Origin of the sequence: Bacillus weihaiensis (genome assembly GCF_001889165.1) — a bacterium.
In the GTDB taxonomy this organism is placed as follows: Bacteria; Bacillota; Bacilli; order Bacillales; family Bacillaceae; genus Metabacillus; species Metabacillus weihaiensis.
The window spans coordinates 1,229,451-1,243,807 of sequence record NZ_CP016020.1; the positions used below are offsets into that span (position 1 = coordinate 1,229,451).

Annotated in this window: 12 protein-coding genes, 1 other RNA gene and 1 other annotated feature; of the genes, 11 read left to right on the forward strand and 2 right to left on the reverse strand. The window is 37.1% G+C overall.

Annotation, left to right across the window (positions count from 1 at the left end):
• Positions 1-15 precede the first annotated feature (15 nt).
• Positions 16-1,815: an N-acetylmuramoyl-L-alanine amidase family protein gene (locus A9C19_RS05790; RefSeq protein ID WP_072579060.1), complete on the reverse strand. Its 1,800-nt coding sequence runs from the start codon at positions 1,813-1,815 to the stop codon at positions 16-18.
• 367 nt (positions 1,816-2,182) lie between these two features.
• Here A9C19_RS05790 and A9C19_RS05795 point away from each other — a divergent pair, with 367 nt between their 5' ends.
• The 5 genes from A9C19_RS05795 (at position 2,183) to A9C19_RS05815 (ending at position 7,393) form a co-directional block, all read left to right on the forward strand.
• Positions 2,183-2,356, forward strand: coding sequence for an RNA polymerase subunit sigma-70 (locus tag A9C19_RS05795; protein ID WP_072579061.1), 174 nt, complete (start codon positions 2,183-2,185; stop codon positions 2,354-2,356).
• A 72-nt stretch (positions 2,357-2,428) separates the two neighbouring features.
• Positions 2,429-2,662: a binding site (T-box leader), on the forward strand.
• A gap of 319 nt (positions 2,663-2,981) precedes the next feature.
• Positions 2,982-4,250, forward strand: a complete 1,269-nt coding sequence (gene hisS / locus A9C19_RS05800) for a histidine--tRNA ligase (protein WP_072579062.1) — start codon at positions 2,982-2,984, stop codon at positions 4,248-4,250.
• Between the two features lie 20 nt (positions 4,251-4,270).
• On the forward strand, positions 4,271-6,037 hold the full coding sequence (gene aspS / locus A9C19_RS05805; RefSeq protein ID WP_072579063.1) for an aspartate--tRNA ligase: 1,767 nt from the start codon (positions 4,271-4,273) through the stop codon (positions 6,035-6,037).
• Positions 6,038-6,206: 169 nt separating this feature from the next.
• A non-coding RNA gene (gene ssrS, locus A9C19_RS05810) (6S RNA) lies at positions 6,207-6,395 on the forward strand.
• A gap of 236 nt (positions 6,396-6,631) precedes the next feature.
• Complete coding sequence (locus A9C19_RS05815; protein WP_072579064.1) at positions 6,632-7,393, forward strand: tRNA threonylcarbamoyladenosine dehydratase; 762 nt, start codon at positions 6,632-6,634, stop codon at positions 7,391-7,393.
• Positions 7,394-7,595: 202 nt separating this feature from the next.
• Here the strand turns inward: A9C19_RS05815 and A9C19_RS05820 are convergent, their stop codons facing one another.
• Entirely contained in the window at positions 7,596-8,165 is a 570-nt protein-coding gene (locus tag A9C19_RS05820) for a hypothetical protein (protein ID WP_072579065.1), read from the reverse strand.
• A gap of 168 nt (positions 8,166-8,333) precedes the next feature.
• On the opposite strand from A9C19_RS05820, the gene A9C19_RS05825 reads away from it, so the two are divergent.
• The 6 genes from A9C19_RS05825 to A9C19_RS05850 all read left to right on the forward strand — a co-directional run bounded on the left by A9C19_RS05825 (position 8,334) and on the right by A9C19_RS05850 (position 14,329).
• Entirely contained in the window at positions 8,334-9,626 is a 1,293-nt protein-coding gene (locus tag A9C19_RS05825; protein ID WP_072579066.1) for a replication-associated recombination protein A, read from the forward strand.
• Between the two features lie 342 nt (positions 9,627-9,968).
• Entirely contained in the window at positions 9,969-10,649 is a 681-nt protein-coding gene (locus A9C19_RS05830) for a YczE/YyaS/YitT family protein (protein ID WP_072579067.1), read from the forward strand.
• A 10-nt stretch (positions 10,650-10,659) separates the two neighbouring features.
• Positions 10,660-11,076, forward strand: coding sequence for a cysteine metabolism transcriptional regulator CymR (cymR, locus tag A9C19_RS05835; RefSeq protein WP_072579068.1), 417 nt, complete (start codon positions 10,660-10,662; stop codon positions 11,074-11,076).
• Positions 11,077-11,286: 210 nt separating this feature from the next.
• Positions 11,287-12,426 (forward strand): cysteine desulfurase family protein, encoded by a 1,140-nt coding sequence (locus A9C19_RS05840; protein ID WP_072579069.1) that lies wholly within the window; start codon positions 11,287-11,289, stop codon positions 12,424-12,426.
• A gap of 21 nt (positions 12,427-12,447) precedes the next feature.
• On the forward strand, positions 12,448-13,560 hold the full coding sequence (mnmA, locus tag A9C19_RS05845) for a tRNA 2-thiouridine(34) synthase MnmA (RefSeq protein ID WP_072579070.1): 1,113 nt from the start codon (positions 12,448-12,450) through the stop codon (positions 13,558-13,560).
• A 112-nt stretch (positions 13,561-13,672) separates the two neighbouring features.
• Complete coding sequence (locus A9C19_RS05850; RefSeq protein WP_072579071.1) at positions 13,673-14,329, forward strand: tetratricopeptide repeat protein; 657 nt, start codon at positions 13,673-13,675, stop codon at positions 14,327-14,329.
• The last annotated feature ends 28 nt before the right edge of the window (positions 14,330-14,357 follow it).

The following is a 14,357-nucleotide window of genomic DNA, read 5'->3' on the forward strand; positions in this document are numbered from 1 at the left end:
CACCATCAGCTATATTTATTTAAAATATTGTGCTAATCCGTTATATATTCCTTGAGAAGCTCTCTCTTGGTAACTAGATGTATTCACGGTCAATTCCTCTGTTGGATTACTCACGAACCCTAATTCAAGTAGAACAGCTGGGACTCTATTTTCACGCATTACATGAAAATTCCCAAACTTTATTCCTCGATCTCGTAATTTCGTTTGTTTAACCATTTCTGTATTTATCTTTGAAGCTAAAGGCGCATCTTTTAATGCGTTATAGTAGTAAGTAGTTGTGCCTGATGCACTTCTATCTGTTGTGCTATCGTAATGCAGGCTTAGGAATGCTTCTGCATTGCGGTAATGAGAAGTACTAACTCTAGAATTCAAGCTAATATAGGTATCGTTAGATCTTGTTAGGAAAACATTTGCTCCTGCAGACTTTAGCTTGTCGTATAATAGCTTCGCTGTTGTTAAAGTTAAATTCTTTTCTAATGTTCCTCGTGTTCCCACTGCACCACCGTCTTGACCTCCATGACCTGGATCAATCACAATGGTTTTGTTTTTTACGTATTGCTCTGAACCTGGTTTTGTGACAGGTGTTTGAACCCCGTTCGTTTCAACTACCCATCCTGCAATATAGGCTGTATGACTACTTCCAATATTGATTTTATACCAATCTCCTGAAGTACCGACAATTTCAAATGTATCTCCAGTGTTTGCTCTTTTCACAATGGAATGACTAGTAGATGCTCCAGAGCGTATGTTTGTTCCATTATAAATAATTTTTACTTGCTGATTAGTAGATGATGTGGATTCAGGTTTCGTAGGTGTCGCTGTCGTACTAGATTTGCTAATATACCAGCCTGCAGCCCAACCAACCTTATTTGATCCAAAACTAATCTTGTACCAATCATTTTTCTCTTCCAGGATCGTGACCTTTGAACCTTTTGATACAGACCCAATCACTTTCCCACTCAGTGACCCACTGTCCCTTATATTTAATGAAGTAGCCGTAATCGTACCAGTGACCTGTGTGGTTGTTTCCTTAGGTACCTCTGTAGAAGTAGAAGTAGAAGTACTAGAGCTTGTACTTGATTTTTTTAAATAATCAAGGTGAGCCCAGCCCTTTAGCCCGGTTTTTTGTACCTCAGCCCACTTTCCCTGTTCCTTTACAATGGTAACTGTTTCATTCTTTTTTAGGCTACCAATTACTTTCCCGCTAGTTGACCCTGTACTTCTTACGTTCAGTGAAGTGGCAGTAACAGTTGCCTTAGCAGTACCAGTACTTGAAGTACTTGAGTTGGAAGTAGATTGAGTTGAAGTAGTTTTCAATGTCACATATTGTGAAGAAACCCACCCTTGTTTACCAGAATACGAAATTTTAACCCATTCTCCGCTTTTCTCTAAGTATGTAGCTGTTTTTCCCTTATCGAAGACTCCAATGATGGAAAAGGAAGTACCAGGACCTGAACGGAATCTCAGACCTGTTGCATTTGAAGTTACTGTACTCGAGTTTGCTGTAACAGAAGGGGTAGAAGCTGTAGGTGTCACTGTTTTCGTCGACACTAGCCAACCAGCCACCCAACCGTATGAGCTTGAGGAAAGTTTAATCTTTACCCAATCATTTTTCTTTTCGGTCACATTATAGGTTTGTCCTTGCTTAACTTTGGCAACAATGGAATATGTAAGACCTGGACCACTACGGACATTTAACAAATCGACATTAATTGTTACTTGTTCAGCAGCAGTTGCTAACTTAACAGTAGGAAAAGATGTGCCCATGAAGATTACTGTTAAACATATAAGTACGGTCGATATTTTGCGAATCAAAGATGAATCCTCCTTTTATGTTTTAGCTAATTTAACCAATTCTCTACTTATATCGACAATCCTCTAAAAAAGTGAAATAAAATCTTCTAATTTTGGAAATGTTATTTACTATCGCTAGAAATTTTCACCTATATACATAACCCGTCATTAAAAGGTAAGGATTTTTTTGATGAATAGAATCTTTTTGCTCTTTGTTAATTGGAGCTAGACGAGGGAAGATGGTGAAAAAGGATACGGCCGAGAAGGCTCCCAAATCGCCTATGTAAAGCGTATGCAGGTAATCGAAAATGAAACATCACGACGTACAGAGCCATATAAAAAAAGAACCAACTGTTTGTCAATCTATTTCACACGGAGGCTTGAAAAAATGAGAAATAGTCAAAAAGGAGAATTATCACACTCTACACGGGATGTATTTGGTGTGAATTTCCATGATTTTATGGTAAAGGAACAAAGCGACACTTCAATGGAATTAGCTTCAGAATTTGGTATATCTCTTAGAGAAGTAAAGAATTTAAAAAAACATTTAAATCGTTCTTGACAATATACCAGAAAGATACGTATGATAAGATAAAATTCGATAGTAATTACATTGAGTGAACTTACATATTAATTTGAACCGTTGAGGGAGAAAAGTAAGAAAGAATACACATGACTAGAGAGGAAATGCCTTAGGCTGAGAGCATTTCTACATGATGACTTCTCTGAAAAACACTTCTTAGGTTTCTTTCTGAAAAGCATCTGTTTAGTAGGAAATGAACGTTACAGGCGTTAACTGTTTGAGTGGGAGTAGTGTATGAACTACTTCAACTAGGGTGGAACCACGGGTATAACTCTCGTCCCTACTTATGTAGGAACGGGGGTTTTTTGTCGTTTAGGAAACGAGAGAGTCGGTTCGTTTATTCAACCTTGAATGAAAAATGTCACCTATTTAAAGATGTAAGTTTGTAATATGAATATAATAACTGGTTGGTTTTTTTCACAAAGGTATTTTCATATCGATTGTTGCCTTTCCTAAAAAAATTCCAAATGCTGGATTTTTCCCCTGGGTCAAGGTTTTTCTCTCTGTATAGGAGAAGGAACTCCTTTCTATCTTTTATGAAATAAAGAGGAATTGAAGGATAAGAAAAAGGCCTTTTATAAAATTTGTATTGGAGGAGTAAGAAATGTCATTCCAGATTCCTAGAGGAACTCAGGATATTCTGCCTGGAGAAGTTGAAAAATGGCAGTATGTTGAAAAAACTGCAAGAGAGATTTGTGATACCTATTTATATAAGGAAATTCGTACGCCGATTTTTGAGCACACTGAATTATTTGCTCGCGGTGTTGGAGAAAGTACAGATATTGTTCAAAAGGAAATGTACACCTTTTTGGATCGTAAAGGAAGAAGCATCACGTTAAGACCAGAGGGAACCGCATCAACAGTTCGCTCATTTGTCGAAAAAAAGCTATATGCTAATCCAGCGCAGCCAACGAAGCTTTATTATATTGGACCGATGTTTCGTTATGAACGTCCTCAAAGTGGCCGCTTTCGTCAATTTGTTCAATTTGGTGTGGAAGCACTAGGGAGCAATGACCCTGCAATTGATGCAGAAGTCATTTCCTTAGCCATGTCTTTATATCAAAAGCTTGGTCTACAAAGCTTAAAATTAGTGATTAATAGCCTTGGTGATGCTGAAAGTCGCAAAGCCCACAGAGAGGCACTTATTGCTCACTTTGAACCACGAATTGGCGAGTTTTGCTCTGATTGCCAAAGTCGTCTACGACAAAATCCATTAAGAATTCTTGATTGTAAGAAAGATCGTGACCATGAATTAATGGCTACTGCACCATCTATTCTTCACTATTTAAACGAAGAATCAAAAGCATATTTTGAGAAAGTACAACAATACTTAGAGGCAAATAACATACCATTCGAAGTTGATCAAAATCTTGTTCGAGGTCTTGATTATTATAACCATACAGCCTTTGAGATCATGAGTAATGCAGAAGGCTTTGGCGCAATTACGACTTTATGTGGCGGAGGTCGTTACAATGGACTAGCCCAAGAAATTGGTGGACCCGAAACACCAGGTATTGGATTTGCTTTGAGTATTGAGCGTCTTTTAGCTGCACTGGAAGCAGAAAATATTACTCTACCTATTGAAACTACGATCGATTGTTACGTAGTGACGATGGGGGACGCTGCGAAGGATCGAGCGGTCTCATTAGTGTACGAACTAAGAAATGCTGGTCTAAAGGTAGAGAAGGATTATGAAGATAAAAAAATGAAAGCTCAATTTAAAGCTGCAGATCGTCATCACGCAAAATATGTAGCTGTTCTTGGTGATGATGAGCTTGAGAAAAATGTGGTTGCCTTAAAAAATATGGAAACAGGCAGTCAAGAGGACGTTGCAATAGATCAGCTTATTTCATATTTACATCAAAATATTTAAAGGAAAAAGGAGAGGATTACATGTTTGGTCGTACATATTATTGTGGAGAAGTACCAGAATCAGCAGTTGGTCAACAAGTTGTCTTAAAAGGATGGGTACAAAAACGACGTGACCTTGGAGGCGTTATTTTTATTGACCTTCGTGACCGCACAGGGGTTGTCCAAATTGTTTTTAATCCTGAAAACTCACAGGAAGCATTACAGATTGCAGAGAAAGTACGTAGTGAATATGTTTTAGATATAACAGGAACAGTTGTGGAAAGAAGCGAAGAAACAATTAACCCTAATGTCCCTACTGGAAAACTTGAGGTGATTGTAGATAAAGTTGAGATTATCAATGCAGCGAAAAACCCGCCGTTTCAGATTGAGGATAAGTCAGAGGAAGTGTCAGAGGATATTCGTTTAAAATATCGCTACCTTGATTTAAGAAGACCAGCATTATTTAATACCATTCAAATGAGACATCATGTGACGAAATCAATGCGCAACTTCCTTGATGAAAATGGCTTCCTAGACATTGAGACGCCTATCTTAACAAAAAGCACGCCAGAAGGTGCACGTGATTATTTAGTACCGAGTCGTGTGCATGATGGAGAATTTTATGCCCTACCACAATCACCGCAAATCTTTAAGCAATTGCTAATGGTTTCAGGCTTTGATAAATACTATCAAATTGCTCGCTGCTTCCGTGATGAAGATTTACGTGCTGATCGCCAGCCTGAATTCACACAAATTGATATTGAAGCTTCATTTATGAGTCAAGAAGATATTATGTCAATGACTGAAGCCATGATGGCAAGAATTATGAAGGAAACAAAGAACGTTGACGTGCACTTACCTTTCCCGAGAATGGCATATGATGAAGCAATGGGTAGATATGGTTCTGATAAACCAGATACTCGCTTCGGCTTAGAGCTTGTTGACGTAGGCGAAGTTGTTAAAAATAGTGGATTGAAGGTATTTAGTTCTGTCATTGCGAATGGTGGACAAGTCAAATCAATAAATGTTAAAGGCGCTGCTGATAACTATTCTAGAAAAGATATGGATGCATTAGCAGAATTCGTTGCTCCATATGGCGCAAAAGGATTAGCTTGGTTAAAAGTAGAAGAAGATGGCTTGAAGGGACCTATCATTAAGTTCTTTAGTGAAGAAGAGCAAAAAGGATTGTTACAAACAATGGAAGCTTCAGTAGGGGACTTATTAGTGTTTGTAGCGGATAAAAAATCAGTTGTTGCGGATGCACTAGGTGCTCTTCGTTCAAAATTAGGTAAAGACCTAAACCTAATTGATGAAAGTAAATACAACTTCTTATGGGTAGTTGATTGGCCATTACTTGAATATGATGAAGCAACGAAACGATATTATGCAGCACATCATCCATTCACAATGCCTAAAAGAGATGATTTAGGTTTATTCGAATCAGATCCAGGGAATATGAAAGCACAAGCATATGATATTGTTCTAAATGGATACGAATTAGGCGGAGGCTCTATCCGTATTTTCGAAAAAGAAGTACAAGAAAAAATGTTTAAGCTCTTAGGATTCTCAGATGAAGAAGCAAAAGAACAATTTGGTTTCTTACTTGAGGCATTTGAATATGGAACACCTCCACATGGAGGAATCGCCCTTGGTCTTGATCGTCTTGTTATGCTATTAGCTGGACGTACGAACTTAAGAGACACAATAGCATTCCCTAAAACAGCGAGTGCTAGTGACTTACTAACAAATGCGCCAAGTGCTGTAAGTGAAGCTCAATTGGAAGAGTTAAATATAGAGCTAAGAGATTAATTCGTTTGTAAACAAAGGTTCCAACCAAGTTGAAACCGATCGTGCATTATGATAAGATTTTACTAACAAAGATGTTTGTAGACTCTTTCTTTAAGGGACCTTTCAGCATAAATGGTAACTACTTGTTTGGAAATAGTATATATCAACTCAGTTTAAGAAAAGCTATTAAAAAGTCCTGATGTGTTCGTTCTACACCTAGTTTTGACCTAACATTAATTCTACGGGAGCTCATGTTTCTTTACAGAGTAAATGCCTTATCTACGGTAAAGAGGACTTACATACGTAAAGAACAGAGCACCCACCTGCTGAGTGCGGGATCAAAACGAGGGAATCGTATGACGGCACAATCGGGACTACATAGATACAACAAAGCCAAGGACTTTGATCATTGGCTTTTTTTGTATAGCTACTATATACATAAGATCGATGACGAGACGAAAGTAAGTTTCCTAAAAGTTCACCACATCTTTAAGCTCGTAATCCTACTTATCTAATAAAAACACTTGCTTTTCTTAGTATGTATGTTATATTCATTTTCAGGTAAAAATACTGTCATGTATCTTGCACAATAAGAATTAATTGGAGTTGAATTTATTGTTACATCAATTTTCTCGTAATGAATTAGCGATTGGAAAAGAAGGCTTAGATATCCTTAAAAATAGTACCGTTGCTGTACTGGGAATCGGCGGAGTAGGTTCCTTCGCTGCAGAAGCTCTTGCTAGATCAGGGGTAGGTAAATTAGTATTGGTTGATAAAGATGACGTTGATATTACAAATGTAAATAGACAAATTCATGCTCTTGTTTCAACTGTTGGACAACCAAAGGTCGATCTTATGGCAGAACGAGTAAAAGATATAAATCCAGATTGTGAAGTTGTCTCTTTAAAAATGTTTTATACAGAGGAAACGTATGAACAGTTCTTTGCTCACAACTTAGATTATGTGGTTGATGCATCTGATACCATTTCGTATAAAATTCATCTTATGAAAGAATGCTTAGACCGTCATATTCCTATTATTTCAAGCATGGGTGCAGCGAACAAGATGGATCCAACGAGATTTAAAGTTGCTGATATTTCAAAAACTCATACAGATCCAATTGCGAAGGTGATACGAACAAGATTGCGAAAAGAAGGAATTCGTAAGGGAATTGAAGTTGTATTCTCAGACGAAAGTCCAATTGTCATTCGTGAAGAAGTACGTAAAGAGGTTGGTAATGATGCGGCGCCAATACGCAAGGCAAAAATGCCACCTTCTTCAAATGCATTTGTCCCTTCTGTAGCAGGATTAATTATGGGCGGTCATGTTATCACGAAGTTGTTAAAGGATATAGAAATTAAAAGAGTAAAAGACTAAGAAAAAGAAGGCTGAGTATTTCAGTCTTCTTTTTTGCATGATCGGTAATGATGAAGAAATGTGTACGTTGTTTTAGTGTTTAGCTACAGGAGCTTTCTAATAATCATGGCCTATTATATGTTTCTCTCCTTTGTTAGGATCTAGTTATAGAGCCTACTCGATTTTTGGGGTGAGAATATGTATGAGTTATCTTTTTTACTGTTTAATGTATTCTTTCTTGATAAAGGTTTTCTTTAGTTTGGTCATTTATTTCTGTTAAAACATGGATAAGAACCTTATATTCTTTCTCTAGTTTTTCCTTTTCTTTGATTAACTCATTATATTTACTCACTAGTTCGTTATTTTGATCCCTTAGGAAGCTGTTTTTTTCTTTTAACATGGAGTTCTCATCAGTAGCTGATGAGGATTGCTGATATAATGTCTGCTGTAAGAAAACTATACAGTCTTCTAATGTTAAAGCCGAATGCACTTTTTTATCCTGATGTACACTGTTTGATTGTTCTGTTGATAGCAGAGATGTGTCTTGAACACTCTCCTCTTCAGATGTACGAATGTAATTTTTCTTTCTTTTAGCTTCTTTAATGGCTTCTTTATAATTTTTCCGTATGACAGAATTCCATCTATAGCTACAAGCTGATTCTGTCCGATCAATTTTGTCTCCCACCACTTTATATGCAGCAGACTGGGTACCTCCCTCACGAATGTGAGCAAGAATTGTTTTGGCTAAGAGTTCATCTTCCTCATTTGACCAAGCATCCTGTCTTTTCTTCATGACGGCCTCCTATTTAATGTTACACCTTTTTCTTATGCTATCCTTTAAACTATGTTTTATAACAGATAAGTGCAATCATTATGGAAAAACAATCTGAATCTCTATTCTTTGAAAGTTCCTCTATTACCTATATAATCATACTAGGGATTAAATAGGAGGTATATTGAGTTGAATGGTGAACCGCTTGCTTTTCGAATGAGACCTACAACAATTGATGAAATTGTTGGACAAAAAGAGATTATTGGAAAACATACAAGCTTATATAAAATGATAAAAAATGGCTATGTTCCTTCCATTCTTTTGTACGGGGAACCTGGGATTGGAAAAACATCAATTGCCTATGCCATTGCAGGTACGACAAGCATTCCTTTTTTTGCATTAAACGCTACAACAGCCGGCAAAAAAGATGTGGAGGCGGTAGTGGAAGAAACCAGACTAACGGGGAAGGTTATTTTATTCTTAGATGAGATCCATCGCTTTAATAAAGCTCAACAAGATTATTTACTCCCTCATGTTGAGAGAGGAGATATTATCTTGATTGGGGCAACAACAGAAAATCCTTATCACGACGTGAATCCTGCCATAAGAAGTCGTTGTGGTCAAATAAAACAATTAACCAGGTTAACAAGAGAAGATATTGAAGCATTATTATGGAACGCTATTAAAGACGAAAAAAGAGGCCTTGGTAAATTTACAATTGAGGTAACCGATGAGCAAGTGAAAAAAATGGCAGCTGGCTCTAATGGAGATGCTAGAAAATCTTTGACTTTATTAGAATCTATCCTTTATGCATCGCCAAAGGAACATTCAACCTATAAGCTATCAGATGAAGTTATTGCAGACATGATTGAGCGTGTAGGGGTGTATGGAGATAAAAAGGGATCTCATTTTTATAATTTATTATCAAGTCTTCAAAAGAGTATTAGGGGGAGTGATGTGGATGCTGCTCTGTACTATCTTGCCCATCTTCTTGAGACAGGCGACCTTATTGCACTGAATCGACGATTACTGGTTATTGCTTATGAGGATATTGGTTTAGCAGATCCAAGTATGGGTCAAAGAGTGTTAGCCGCAGTAACCTCAAGTGAAAGACTAGGGCTTCCTGAGGCCAGAATTCCTCTATCTGTTGCTGTAGTTGAGATGTGTCTATCTTCAAAATCAAACTCTGCTTATAAGGCATTAGATAAGGCGATTCAAGACATACGAATTGGAAATGTTGGAGATATACCTAAACACTTAAGAGATGGACATTATGCGGGATCTAGGGCGCTTGGTCATGTGGGATATAAGTATCCACATGATTATCCTATTGGCACATTCGGAGGTTGGATACACCAACAGTACTTACCCGACAACCTTAAAGATTCGAAGTACTATCAACCGATTGAGGCTGGTGAAGAAAAACGTCTTTCAGGAATTTATCAGAAGCTTGAACAATTCAAAAAGAACTCAACTTCTTAGAAGGTGTTACAAAGAGTTCGCATAGAAATTGTTAGTGAGATCAATGGTGGCGGAATTTACACTTATGTACAGGGTATTTTCGCTTCGTATTGGGTGAGTACCTCTGTTCTTCCTTACCGGAGTATCGTGTGAAAATAACTCTATTTTCTTCCATTTTTATTGATTAGCAACAAAGCTTATGAAAAGATTTTTATAAACTAGTATTTCCAAGCTGTATTGTCGGTTATAAGTGCTTTCTTGTTTTATAATATGCTATAATGGCACATGAAGTTAAAGCAAAACTAATTGATTTTTCGTCCGGTATCAGTTAGAATACATTCTTTCTTTAGCATGGGGGCTAATATGAAGAGGAACAAAGACGTGGTTAAGAATTTACTGAGATGGATCATTTTTTTCGTTGGGCTCCTCATCATGTCTTTAGGAATTGTCCTTACAATAAAAGCTGATTTAGGAGTATCCTCTTGGGATGTTCTCCATATTGGATTATATTATCAATTCGGCTTAACAATTGGTTCATGGACCATCATTATGGGTGGACTCGTGCTATTAGGTGCGACCATTTTAATGAAAAAAAGACCACAACTTGGTGCTTTTATTAATATGCTAACAATTGGAATTTTTATAGATATGTTTCTTTTTTTACCATTTCTTCAAACACCGAAGTCATTCTTTGGTCAGCTTATCATGTTAGTTGTAGGAGTTGTCATATTAGGATATGGCATGGGGTTATATATATCAGCTAAATGCGGAGCTGGACCTAGGGATAGTTTAATGATTGCACTGGTAGATAAGACAGGAAAATCAATATCTAGTATAAGAGGAACGCTTGAAATCATTGTCTTAGCTGTAGGGTGGTTACTTGGTGGGCCTGTTTTCATCGGAACAATTGTAACCACTTTATCACTAGGCTATATCGCTGGAATCATGATTCCTTTTTGTGAAAGAACAACGAATCATTTATTTTTAAAGCTATTTGAGCCGAATAACACGGTACATGAAACCTATCTAGATAAAAGAGCTTAAGGGGGATATTATGAAAATATCAACAAAAGGACGCTACGGATTAACTATCATGATTGAGCTTGCAAAGAAGCATGGGGAAGGACCTACTTCATTAAAGAGCATTGCTCAAGCACATAACTTATCTGAACATTACTTGGAGCAGTTAATTGCTCCTTTAAGGAATGCGAGACTTGTGAAAAGTATTCGTGGGGCGTATGGTGGGTATATTTTAGGAGATGAACCTGAAAATATAACATCAGGAGATATTATTCGTGTCTTAGAAGGACCAATTAGTCCTGTTGAGGTGCTAGAGGATGAAGAACCTGCTAAGAGAGAGCTGTGGATTCGTATTCGTGATGCGGTAAAGGACGTTCTTGATAATACCACACTAGAGGATCTTGCAAACCATAAAGATGGAGATCAAGAGCCTTATATGTTTTATATTTAATAATCAGCCGTATACGTATAGATACTTTGTTTCTTAGATTCAATTCTAACATCTAATCCTTACGTACACGTTTTTCTTAAATCTCAACAATAATTTAACAGTCTTTTATATGAATGATGTCTATATATTTACCCATTCATATTTAATAGTAGTATCGTATAAAAAAGAGTCTAAAAACAATCGAGTCTTTTATAGAAAGAAGGCCTGTGAATGAAACGTATTTATCTTGACCATGCTGCTACTTCTCCTATGCACCCTGAAGTAGCGGAAAAAATGCTTGTGTTAATGAAAGAATCATTCGGAAATCCTTCAAGCATTCATTCATTTGGGAGAGACGCTAGAAGAATACTTGATGAATCAAGGAGAAGCCTTGCAAAGTCAATTGGTGCAAAACCTTCTGAGCTTATCTTTACAAGCGGCGGCACGGAAGCCGATAATTTAGCCGTTATAGGAACAGCCTTTGCTAATAAAACACTAGGAAATCATATTATCACAACAGAAATAGAGCATCATGCTGTTCTGCATGCATGTAAGTTTCTTGAAAAAAATGGGTTTAATGTTACCTATTTACCGGTTGATAAAAGTGGCTATATTTCGGTAGAGCAAGTAAAATCTAATCTAACGGATCAAACCATTCTAGTTTCCGTTATGTATGGTAATAATGAAGTTGGTACAATTCAGCCTATTAAAGAGATTGGTGAGGTTTTAAAAGACCACCAGGCTTATTTCCATACAGATGCGGTTCAAGCCTATGGTATAGAGAGATTACATGTTGGGGAATTAGGCGTTGATTTATTAACAGCTTCCTCCCACAAAATCAACGGGCCTAAGGGTGTAGGGTTTCTTTATGTAAGATCTGGTATTAGCTTACAACCTTCCTTATATGGTGGTGAACAGGAACTAAAACGTAGAGCTGGAACAGAAAATGTACCAGGAATTTATGGATTTAGTTTAGCGGCTTCCCTTTCAATTAAGGAGCCTAGCCAAAAACAAGAATTTTATCAACAGTGTAAAGACATTATGATAAGCGTATTTAAGGAACAACACCTTGATTATGACGTGAATAGCCCTTCTCAAGGTTTAGCACATGTGTTGAATGTGTATTTTCCAAACACACATATTGAATCACTTTTAGTGAATTTAGATATATCTGGTATTGCAGCATCAAGTGGATCCGCATGTACAGCTGGTTCTGTTGATCCTTCTCATGTCTTAGTGAGTATGTTCGGAAAAGATTCGGATCGGCTGACTTCATCCGTTCGTTTTAGTTTTGGGTATGGGACAACGCTTGAGGATGTTCGTTATGCAGCAAATGAAATTTCAAAGATAGTAAAGAGAGTAACAGCTTAGAGTAACTTGGAGGTGAAAAGGATGAATAGAGATCCTAAAGATATACGGGTTGTTGTAGGAATGTCGGGTGGAGTTGACTCATCCGTCGCAGCATTACGTTTGAAGGAACAAGGCTATGATGTCATCGGTATCTTCATGAAAAATTGGGATGATACGGATGAGAATGGTGTGTGTACAGCAACCGAAGATTATAATGATGTGATAGAAGTTTGTAATCAAATTGGAATTCCTTATTATGCGGTGAATTTCGAAAAACAATACTGGGAAAAGGTGTTTACTTATTTCCTAGATGAATATAAAGCAGGTAGAACACCGAATCCGGATGTTATGTGTAATAAAGAAATAAAGTTCAAGGCATTTCTCGAGCATGCAATGTCATTGGGAGCAGATTATTTAGCTACAGGACATTATGCACAAGTAGAGTATCGTGATGGGGAATATAAAATGCTTCGAGGCGTTGATGATAATAAAGATCAAACGTATTTCTTAAATCAACTTGGTCAAGAGCAATTATCAAAAGTTATGTTCCCATTAGGCGATATAGAGAAACCAAAAGTACGTGAAATCGCCCAAAAAGCAAACTTAGCAACTGCTTCAAAGAAAGATAGTACTGGCATTTGTTTCATCGGAGAACGTAATTTTAAAGAGTTTCTAAGTGGGTATTTACCTGCTCAACCTGGTGTCATGCAAACCCTAGATGGAGAAGTGAAAGGGAAGCATGATGGTTTAATGTATTATACAATTGGACAACGTCATGGTTTAGGAATTGGTGGTAGTGGTGATCCATGGTTTGCTGTTGGGAAAGACTTAAAGAAAAATGTCTTATTTGTAGAGCAAGGCTTCCATAACGAATTACTCTATTCAGATTCGATTACGGCAACTAATATTAGCTGGGTTTCAGATGCAGCTGTTTCAAAAGTTACGTGCACAGCAAAATTTAGATACCGTCAAGCAGATAGCGAAGTGACGGTAGAAATGCTAGACGATCAAACAGCAAAGGTTACATTTAAAGAGCCTATTCGAGCTGTTACTCCTGGACAAGCTGTCGTCTTTTATGATGGAGAGGTTTGCTTAGGCGGCGGTACTATAGATGAAGTATTTAAAAACGGTGAAAAGCTATGGTATGTAGGGTAAATTAGTTTATAGAAGGGTTGACACTTTTAGTGGCGTCAGCCCTTTTATGATGTGAAGAGTTTTCTTTATTAGGTAGTAAACTAATACGATTATTTAGAAAGAAGGTACATAGATGGAACACAATCAACATGGTATAGAAGAAATGCAAAAAGGTCATTTTGAAGAAGCTGCGACGGCTTTTTCGAAGGCAATTGAAGAAAACCCGGAGGATCCTATTAGCTATATTAATTTCGGAAACTTACTTTCTGCTGTTAATGAACCAGAAAAGGCTTTAAAGTTTTATGAAAAAGCAATTGAAATCGATAAAGATGCAGCCACAGCTTTTTATGGAGCCGGTAATGTTTATTTTAATCAAGATAACTTCAATGAGGCAAAAAATATGTATGAAAAAGCATTAAAAAAGGGTCTTGATCATAGTGACGTGTATTTTATGCTTGGTATGTCCTTTATGAATCTCGAGCAAAACCGTCTTGCTTTACCATACCTTCAGCGTGCAACAGAGTTAAACTCAGAAGATACTGATGCAAAATTTCAATATGGATTATGCTTAGCGCAGCATGAAATGATAGATGAAGCGATTACTCAATTTAATGACGTTATTCAAGTAGATGAGAAACACGCTGATGCGTTTTATAATTTAGGGGTAGCACATGCGTTTAAGGAAAATCAAGAACTTGCTATTACCATGCTTGAAAAGGCTCTATCTATTCAGCCTGATCACTTGTTGGCTGGGCATGCTTTAAAGATAATTAATTCCTCTATAGAATAGTCGTATAGGCTTATATTTATCTAGAATA

Excerpts from the sequence above, each read along its gene's own strand:
- A9C19_RS05795 (WP_072579061.1), top strand. The coding sequence starts at position 2,183 with ATGAGAAATAGTCAAAAAGGAGAATTATCACACTCTACACGGGATGTA.
- hisS (WP_072579062.1), top strand. The coding sequence starts at position 2,982 with ATGTCATTCCAGATTCCTAGAGGAACTCAGGATATTCTGCCTGGAGAA.
- aspS (WP_072579063.1), top strand. The coding sequence starts at position 4,271 with ATGTTTGGTCGTACATATTATTGTGGAGAAGTACCAGAATCAGCAGTT.
- A9C19_RS05820 (WP_072579065.1), bottom strand. The coding sequence starts at position 8,165 with ATGAAGAAAAGACAGGATGCTTGGTCAAATGAGGAAGATGAACTCTTA.
- A9C19_RS05830 (WP_072579067.1), top strand. The coding sequence starts at position 9,969 with ATGAAGAGGAACAAAGACGTGGTTAAGAATTTACTGAGATGGATCATT.
- cymR (WP_072579068.1), top strand. The coding sequence starts at position 10,660 with ATGAAAATATCAACAAAAGGACGCTACGGATTAACTATCATGATTGAG.
- A9C19_RS05840 (WP_072579069.1), top strand. The coding sequence starts at position 11,287 with ATGAAACGTATTTATCTTGACCATGCTGCTACTTCTCCTATGCACCCT.
- mnmA (WP_072579070.1), top strand. The coding sequence starts at position 12,448 with ATGAATAGAGATCCTAAAGATATACGGGTTGTTGTAGGAATGTCGGGT.
- A9C19_RS05850 (WP_072579071.1), top strand. The coding sequence starts at position 13,673 with ATGGAACACAATCAACATGGTATAGAAGAAATGCAAAAAGGTCATTTT.